We start from the raw sequence: 7724 nt of genomic DNA, 5'->3' as shown, positions 1-7724 counted from the left end.
CAGGCGGGCGGGCCGCCATCAGACTCACCGCGCGTTCGAACGCTTGCCTGGGGAAAGTGGCGCCGCAGCTGGGGAATTACGCGGTCGTCGACAAGTGGACGTTCGGGTTTTTCGCCAGCCATGCCTTCACATCCGGGGTGGTGTGCGTGGAAAGGTTGTCCAGGACGATATGGATCTCCTTTCCCGCGTGCGGCTTGACGGCCTTCTTCAGGAACGCCAGGAAGTTCGCGCCGTTCCGGGTCGGCTTGCACTCGCCCAGCACTTCACCGGTCGTGACGTTGAGCGCCGCGAACAGGTTCGTGGTGCCGTGCCGGACGTAGTCGTGAGTGCGCTTCTCGATGGCCGCGAACGTGACCGGCAGCACCGGCTGGGTCCGGTCCAGGGCCTGCACCTGTGTCTTCTCGTCGACCGACAGCACCACGGCGCCAACCGGCGGGGCTAGGTACAGCCCGACGATGTCGGCGACCTTCTCCGCGAACGCCGGGTCTTTCGAGATCTTGAAGGTGCCCGAACGGTGCGGTTTCAGATTCTCCTCACGCCAGATGCGGGCAACGTAATGCCAGGACACCGAAATGCCCTCGCGCCGCTTCAGGTGGTCGGCCAGCGTTCGCGTCGACCAGCGCGAGAGCCCGGAATCCGCGGGCGGGGACATCCTCGTCAAGGCGATCACCCGGGCCCGCGCCCGAGGCGGCACCTGGGCTCGTGGCCCGCCGCGGCGCTTGTCCTCCAGACCGGCAACACCCCGCTCGGCATAACGCGCTTTGCAGCGGTCCACCGTCAGCGGTGCCACACCGGCGAGTTCGGCGATGTCCTTGCGCCGCCGCCCCTCGGCCGACCACAGCACGATCCGTGCGCGAAGCGCCACGACAGCTGGCACATCCCGCGAGCCCGCCAACTCCCGCAGCTCAGCTATCTGTTCAGAGTAGAGATCCACACCAGACCTGTAGGGTCCCAAACCGCGTGACATGTCGATCTTCGTTGGCCTGGGGCTTCTCGGTTGCCTCATGACGGTGTCACCTGGATCGAGTCCCAGATTCATGGCATTTCTCCGCAGGCGCGGATCGGGGCCAGTGGCGCCGATGCCGGGATGAGCCTGGGCCTGTCCCCGAGAGACCGTGGTCAGTCCGCCGTCGGGGCCGCTTCCAGGGCTTCGGCGGTCAGTTTGCCGCGTGGGCCGATGGCGTCGGCCACGCTCAGGCAGGTGCTGTCGTGGAAGACACCGAGTTCGTAGTGCACGGAGTCGGTGTCGACGGAGCGGACCGTGAGCCCGATCTCGTAGTCGCCCGGGTAGGTCACCTCACCGAGATACTGGATCTGGTACGACGAAGGGGGCAGATCTGGCACCGAGCCCGCACCACTTGTCCCAATCGAGTGCGAGGTGAAGGTGGCGACGGCCTCGTCGTACCAAGTGGCCAGTGCGATGAAGTTGACGTGCTGGTTGGAGTCGACGTCACCGATCCGGGAACGCAGCGTGGCCCAGTACGAGTAGTGGGCACGTTGCAGGCGCTCAGGGCGTGGACGGGCGGCTGCCGACGTTCCTGTCTCCGGTAGCTGCATCTCGTCGAGATCGGCGATCAGCTCGTCCGGAAGCTGGAGCGGCCCCGAGCTGTCAGCCAGCACGACGGTGGCGTCGCCACTGCCCACATGCTTGCCGTCGACCATGATCACCTGTTCGAACGTGAATGAGGAGCGCCCGACCCGGCGAACGCCGGTGTGCACTTGCACGCGGGTACCGGTCGGGCCGGCCGGAGCAAGCCGGTTGACCCGTTGGCCGACGAGCAATATTTGGTACGGCCCGAACCCACCCTTACCGATGAGGCGTTCGAAGCGGTGCAGCCGCAGCCGGATCCGGGCGTCTTCCAGCCAGCGGGCCATGCCGATCGTACTTGCCGAGCCGTCTCGACCAAGATCGGCCTGCCGCACCCGGACATCGATCTGGATACCGAACCTCTGACCGTCAGGAGTGTTCATGCATGATGACCTTAGGCCAGCGTCAACTCCGCCACCAGGTCGGACAGGGCACACCACGCGACCAGGTCCAGTTACTCCAAGCCGCACCGCGACGGTGCGCAGCACCGACGGTCTTGCCTTTGCCGACGCGCCACCAGCTCCGCCAAGCTCGCCCGGCATGCCTCCAAACACGTCTCATCTCCATGTCCCATGGGCCAGACATGGGACACGAAGGATAGGAAATGGGACAGAAGAAACGGGAACCTACTAGACCTCAACGATCACAGACGCCTCAGGTTCCATAAACAGAATCACGAGACACTAGTCCGCCAGCCCAGGGACCTCGAAGACCTGATCGACATCTTCGAGTACGTCCAGCGACCGGCCGTAGGCTCGACCGGTGGCCGGATGAACCTGATCAACGACAGCGACCGCCACATGGCCCGGATGATGTGCGTGATGGCGCTGAAGTCCTCTGATCCCGAACACGAATCAACCGGCCCCTTTTCTGATGACGGCGGTTAGTGGTGCGTCGATGATGGAGGCAGCGTCCCGTGTTGGGTTGGCCGGTTCTTCCTGATGGCGAGCGTTTCCCAACCTCATTTTGAGCAGGTCAGGTGCAGTGTGACCCAACTCACCGCACGGGTTGGAAAAGGCTCACCGGGCGGGCGCCTCGGCGAGCGACAGGCTGTTCCCGTCGGGGTCCAGCACGACGACGTGGCGTACGCCGTTGCTGTAGGTCTCGACGGGTTCGTGGTCGATCCCGTGTGCGGCGAGCCGGGCCAGAATGTCGTCGAGGTCGTGCAGCCGCGTCGTCTCCGCTTGGTAGGCGATCACATCGCGCCGGGACGTCTCGACCCACAGCCCCGATGGGCCAGGCGTCGTCAGCTGCTTGGCCTGCAACTCGATGGGGCGCCCGCCCTTCCGCCCGAGTGCGTGGCACAGACGGTGCACGTCGATCAGCGGGTGTATTGCGAGATCTCGAAGTTCATGACGCATCCGCTGAAGAAGCTTGGCCTCAGCAGTCGGAGAGCCCTGCTCGCGCCGGCTCGGCGCCAACCTGTTCCCGCCTCGAATGTAGGCCATGCCTCCAGCGAAGTAATCTCTGTGCTCGGCTGGATGTTCCGCCGGGCAGTCGAAGGGTGCGGGGCATGGGGGTTGCGCGGCAGGTCAGGACGGGGTCGAGGTCGAGGTCGGAGAGAGATCCGAGTCTGCTGCCGGCCCTTGGGATGTTCATCGTGCTGGCCGCAGTACTGGAACGCTGTCTGTCGCTGTTCCGTGGACCGGAGACGTACGTACTCTGCGATGACCTTGTAGAGCTGTCCGAACGACTCGACCGGGAAGCAAGCGTGAACCGGTGGCTCCTGCTGGCCGGCCTCGTGCTGTCCGTGGCGGCACTGGTCGTCTCACGCGTACGCCGTGGACGAGTTCTTCCCGTGCTTTTGCTGTCTTCGGTTCTGATCTTGGTGGTTCTGGCGGACGACTACGCGGCGCGCGCGGATGCCGTCGCCCTGCAGATCTCGACATCCCAGACTTGTGACGAACCCACGAACCTCTACGAGACGTCCCGAGGCTGGTTCAACTGGAATCCACTCGGCTAGGTGCCGTGACCGCATAGGTCCGCCGGGTTCAGGCTGCGGTTTCAAAAGGGCGTCCTCCCCAGCGGCTGCCCTTCTCGCTGCGGATACGTGCACGTTCCTTGCGTTCGGCGGCCAGAACGTCGCGGTGGCGGGCGTTGCTGTTGCGCCAGCGCGCAGGTAGGCGTGCAGGGCCCGGGTCTGCACGGTGTTCCTCCGGATGCCGACGCGGCCGCGCCATGGGCCACGCGGCGCATGTCCATGCCCGGGCCGAGCGCTCGCCGGGCGCCAACCTTGGCACTGCCGTATTCCTTCCAGCGCACCGGCGACAGGCGGTGTCCCGGACAGCTCTGGACAAGGCGCTGACCAGGCTGGACATGATTCGTGCTGTCCGGGACAGAAAGTATCTGTTCCCCTGAGCCGTCCATGCCCACAAGGATCCGATGAGCCGGAGCAACAGCTCCAGCGGAGAGATCTCGTCGATCCCAAGGGGGACAAATGAAACTTCGCCGATCCGCGATCGCTGCTGCGGCTTTTGCGGCAGCGGCAACCGGCGCCATCGCTCCGGCAGCCAGCGCGACTACGACCGCGTCCGCAAAACCCGCCGCGCCCCAAAGGACCGCCGTGGCCTGCTATCTCTACGTAGATGACAGCCGCGGTTACTACAACGTGCGGACGGCCAAGTTCCCCACAGCAGGCCTGATCAAGAAGTACACCGGCACCCGTCTGCCAGTGTGGGACAGGTGCGGCGAAGAACTCGGCGAGACCTACCAGTGCGCGGTGGGCGAGCCGCGGGACAGGTACTACGTCGCCGTGAACTACAACGGCCGCAAGGGCTACGTCGCCGCAGCCTGTGCGGGAGGCCTGGGCGCCTGACCCGGTGCCAGCACCCGCGGAGCAGCCCGGCGTCCTGGTGACCTTTCAGTGGGCAGCGGCGAGTTCTTCGATGTGCTCGGCGAACCGTCGGTGGGGAGCGAAGAGCGGGGCTTGATGACCTGCGGTTAGGTTCTGGCCATGACTGGTGACTGGCGGATGGATCGGATCGGGCTGCTCCGCGAGGGGAGAACCCCGAGTGGGAGTCGGCCGAGCTGGTGGGCAAGCCGGTGTGGTTGTATCCGCGGGACCGGTGGAGTGACGAGCGGTTCAGGCTCGGCACGCGGCATGATGTGCTGCGGGATGCGATCGGCGGCGAACGGGACCGGTTGCGTTCGACGGCCTGACGGTGTGGGCCCGCCGACCGTCAGGACGGCGGGCCCGGTGATCAATGACGGTCAATGGACCTCATGGAGTACTTCGCAGCGGGGCCGGTTACTTCCGCGGGCGCCAGAAGTGCGGAGCGGGTCACTCGTGGCGGGGAGGACGTGGGTCTTCCAGGCGGGAGAGCCAGGTCGTGAGCAGTGCTTCGAGCGTCTCGGACTCCGCGGACGTCAGCAGATTCAGCAGGTGGCGTTCGTTGCGCATGTGGTCGGTGAACGCCTGGTCGATCAGTTCGCGTCCGGGGCCGGTGAGGGCGACGATCCTGCCTCGCTGGTCGTCGTCCGAGCGGCGGCGGGTAACGAGTCCGGCTCGCTCGAGGCGGTCGATCCTCTTGGTCATCGCACCGGTGGTGACCATGGTGTGCGCGGCGAGCTCGCCAGGAGCGCGTTCATAGGGTTCGCCGGCGCGGCGCAGTGCGCACAGGACGTCGAATTCCCCCTCGGTGAGGTCGTAGCGGCTGTATACGCGGCAGAGTTCTTCGGTGAGTTGACCGGCCAGGCGGTGCAGCCGGCCGATCACTCCCTGCGGGGAGATGTCGACGTCGGGCCGTTCGCGGCGCCAGTCGGCCTGGATGCGGGCCACGCGGTCCAGCGGTTGCCGATGTTCCATGGAAGACAAATATAGCTTCCCGGGAAGCTATATTTGTCTTCCATGGAAGCTAATGCGCGTTGGGTGGCGCTGACCGCGGTCGCGCCGGTGGCGTGGGGAGCCAACTACTTCGTCACCCATGAGTTCCTCCCCGCCGGGAGCCCGCTGTACGGGGCCGCTCTGCGGGCGCTGCCCGCCGGGCTCGTCCTGCTGGCGTTGTGCCGGTGGCGTCGGCCGCACGGTGCGTGGTGGTGGCGGTCCGCGGTGCTCGGTTCGCTCAACGTGAGTGTGTTCTTCGTCCTCGTCTACGTCGCCTCCCAGCTGCTGCCGACGAGCGTCGCATCGACCGTCATGGCGGTGTCCCCGCTGACGATGACGCTCATCGCCTGGCCCCTGGTGTCCGAACGGCCCCGGACCGCACATCTGTCCGGTGCCGTGGTCGGGCTCGCCGGGGTGTGCCTCATGCTGCTCACGGGAGCGGAAGGGGTGAGCGTACCGGGAGTTCTCGCTTCGGCCGCCGCCATGCTGGTGTCGTCCTTCGGCCACATCCTGACCAAGCGGTGGAGTGCCGATACCGATGTGCTCGCCTCGACCGCCTGGCAGCTGACCGCCGGAGGGCTGTTCCTGCTTCCGGCCGCCGCGGTGGTGGAGGGCCCTCCGCCCGCCCTCTCCACACCGGCGCTCATCGCCTTCGGCTACGTCTCCCTGGCCGCCACCGCGCTGGCCTTCACCGCCTGGTTCACCGGATTGCGGCACCTGCCCGCGGGGACCGTGGGGCTGATCGGGCTGCTCAACCCCGTCACGGGCGTGCTGCTCGGCACAATGGTCGCCACGGAGGTGCTGACCGTTCAGCAACTGTGCGGACTGGTCCTGGTCCTGGCCGGAGTCGTCCTCGGCCGACCCGCACGCGCGGGCCGACGTGGCACCGGCCGGACGCCCGGTCAACCTGACTCTCACCGGCACCCCGCACCGGATCCCTCGCCCTCCCACTCCCAACACCAGTGAGGCCACTGGGACTTTGGCTAGGGTGCTGCTGAAATGCAGCGCGGGGAAGCACTCATGAGGTACGGGTGGCCTCATGCCACGCACGTTGAGTTCAACGAAAACCCGCACCGCGCTCCGCGTATCGGCGCGTATCTCCCTCGAATTGCTTCTGATCCTCGTCATGGCCGCGGCGGTCCTGTGGGCCCTGGGCCAGATGTGGTCGGTCATCTGGCCGCTCGTCGTCGGCCTGCTCCTCACGACGCTGACCTGGCCCCTGGCCCGCGTTCTGCGCGGGTGGGGGTGGCCTCCCGCGCTGGCCGCCTCGGCCGTGACCCTGCTGTTCCTCCTGGTCGCCACGGGTATCGTGGCGCTGATCGCGGTGCCCGTGGCATCCCAGTCCGGTGAACTGTCCGACGGAGTGACCGAAGGCATCCAGCGGGTGCGTGAATGGGCCGCCGGGCCCCCGCTGAACATCGACGATGCCCAGATCGCGCAGGCCACCGACTCCGCGGCGGCCCGGTTGCAGAGCAGTGCCGGCAGCTTGGTCAGCGCTGTCGTCGCGGGAGTGAGCACGGTGGTCGACGGTGTGATCACCGCTGTCCTGGCGCTCTTCTTGATGTTCTTCTTCCTCAAGGACGGCCCGCGGTTCCTGCCGTGGCTCGCCCAGCAGCTCCCCGGCCGGCTCGCCATCGACATCCCGGCCGTGGCCGCGCGCAGTTGGGACACGCTGGGCGCCTTCGTGCGTTCCCAGGCGCTGGTCGGCCTGCTCGACGCCATCCTCATCGGCCTCGGACTGTGGGCTCTGGGGGTACCGCTGGTGCTGCCGCTGGCGGTCCTGACCTTCATCTCCGCGTTCATTCCCGTCGTGGGGGCATTGTTCGCGGGTGTGGTCGCGGTGCTCATCGCGCTGGTGTTCAACGGCCCGACGGACGCGCTGATCGCCTTGGCGATCATCATCGTGGTGCAGCAGCTTGAGGGCAATGTGTTCCAGCCCATGATCCAAAGCCGCGGCCTCGGCCTGCACGCGGCGGTCGTCCTGCTGGCGGTGACACTGGGCAGCAGTCTGGCCGGGATCGTGGGCAGTCTGCTCGCCGTACCGGTGGCCGCGCTGGTCGCGGTGGCCTGGAACTACGTGCGCGAACAGCTCAGCCATCCGCCACAAGAGCCGGAGAGCAACGAGCAGCCGGCCGGTGGCGCTGTCGTGTCGTAGCCCGTAGCCCGTAGGCATCGGCCCTCGGCGCCGGCGCCGGCAAGCGCATCGGTCGCTGCCGGCCGGGCGGGGGGCCCGGGGGCGGGGCCCGGCGCCCCCCCGTGGGGGGGGGGGCGCGGGGCAGGCCCCGGGGGCGCGGCCGCCCACGGACGCACCCC

The 7724-nt window shown here is 67.2% G+C and carries 9 protein-coding genes and 2 pseudogenes; 6 read left to right on the top strand and 5 right to left on the bottom strand.

What is annotated here, in order from left to right; translation table 11 throughout:
• Positions 1-76 precede the first annotated feature (76 nt).
• Positions 77-1039, bottom strand: coding sequence for an IS630 family transposase (locus tag ACFXB5_RS16430; RefSeq protein ID WP_385207913.1), 963 nt, complete (start codon positions 1037-1039; stop codon positions 77-79).
• 80 nt (positions 1040-1119) lie between these two features.
• Complete coding sequence (locus tag ACFXB5_RS16425) at positions 1120-1971, bottom strand: thioesterase family protein (RefSeq protein ID WP_385207910.1); 852 nt, start codon at positions 1969-1971, stop codon at positions 1120-1122.
• A 189-nt stretch (positions 1972-2160) separates the two neighbouring features.
• Here ACFXB5_RS16425 and ACFXB5_RS16420 point away from each other — a divergent pair, with 189 nt between their 5' ends.
• Positions 2161-2475, top strand: coding sequence for a hypothetical protein (locus ACFXB5_RS16420; protein ID WP_385207908.1), 315 nt, complete (start codon positions 2161-2163; stop codon positions 2473-2475).
• A 132-nt stretch (positions 2476-2607) separates the two neighbouring features.
• On the opposite strand, the gene ACFXB5_RS16415 is transcribed toward ACFXB5_RS16420, so the two are convergent.
• Positions 2608-2904 (bottom strand): VOC family protein, encoded by a 297-nt coding sequence (locus ACFXB5_RS16415; protein ID WP_385207905.1) that lies wholly within the window; start codon positions 2902-2904, stop codon positions 2608-2610.
• Positions 2905-3179: 275 nt separating this feature from the next.
• Here ACFXB5_RS16415 and ACFXB5_RS16410 point away from each other — a divergent pair, with 275 nt between their 5' ends.
• Entirely contained in the window at positions 3180-3551 is a 372-nt protein-coding gene (locus tag ACFXB5_RS16410; protein WP_385207903.1) for a hypothetical protein, read from the top strand.
• Positions 3552-3579: 28 nt separating this feature from the next.
• Here ACFXB5_RS16410 and ACFXB5_RS16405 read toward each other — a convergent pair.
• Positions 3580-3740, bottom strand: a pseudogene (locus ACFXB5_RS16405) (IS630 family transposase); the annotation flags it as partial.
• A gap of 285 nt (positions 3741-4025) precedes the next feature.
• Here ACFXB5_RS16405 and ACFXB5_RS16400 point away from each other — a divergent pair.
• Both ACFXB5_RS16400 and ACFXB5_RS16395 read left to right on the top strand, forming a co-directional pair.
• The gene (locus ACFXB5_RS16400) at positions 4026-4403 is read left to right on the top strand and encodes a hypothetical protein (RefSeq protein ID WP_385207900.1); all 378 of its coding nucleotides are present in this window, start codon (positions 4026-4028) and stop codon (positions 4401-4403) included.
• Positions 4404-4597: 194 nt separating this feature from the next.
• Positions 4598-4747: pseudogene (locus ACFXB5_RS16395) on the top strand (diadenosine tetraphosphate hydrolase); the annotation flags it as partial.
• A gap of 121 nt (positions 4748-4868) precedes the next feature.
• On the opposite strand, the gene ACFXB5_RS16390 reads toward ACFXB5_RS16395, so the two are convergent.
• Positions 4869-5393 carry a MarR family winged helix-turn-helix transcriptional regulator gene (locus tag ACFXB5_RS16390; RefSeq protein ID WP_385207899.1) on the bottom strand — a complete coding sequence of 175 codons (525 nt, stop codon included), beginning with the start codon at positions 5391-5393 and terminating at the stop codon, positions 4869-4871.
• 42 nt (positions 5394-5435) lie between these two features.
• Here ACFXB5_RS16390 and ACFXB5_RS16385 point away from each other — a divergent pair, with 42 nt between their 5' ends.
• Positions 5436-6377 (top strand): EamA family transporter, encoded by a 942-nt coding sequence (locus ACFXB5_RS16385; RefSeq protein WP_385207897.1) that lies wholly within the window; start codon positions 5436-5438, stop codon positions 6375-6377.
• A gap of 73 nt (positions 6378-6450) precedes the next feature.
• Entirely contained in the window at positions 6451-7566 is a 1116-nt protein-coding gene (locus ACFXB5_RS16380) for an AI-2E family transporter (protein ID WP_385207894.1), read from the top strand.
• The last annotated feature ends 158 nt before the right edge of the window (positions 7567-7724 follow it).

It is taken from the genome of Streptomyces sp. NPDC059455 (assembly GCF_042750115.1).
Lineage (GTDB): Bacteria > Actinomycetota > Actinomycetes > Streptomycetales > Streptomycetaceae > Streptomyces > Streptomyces endocoffeicus.
Note: the sequence above shows the minus strand (reverse complement) of the source record. Positions and strands in the feature narration are given on the sequence as shown.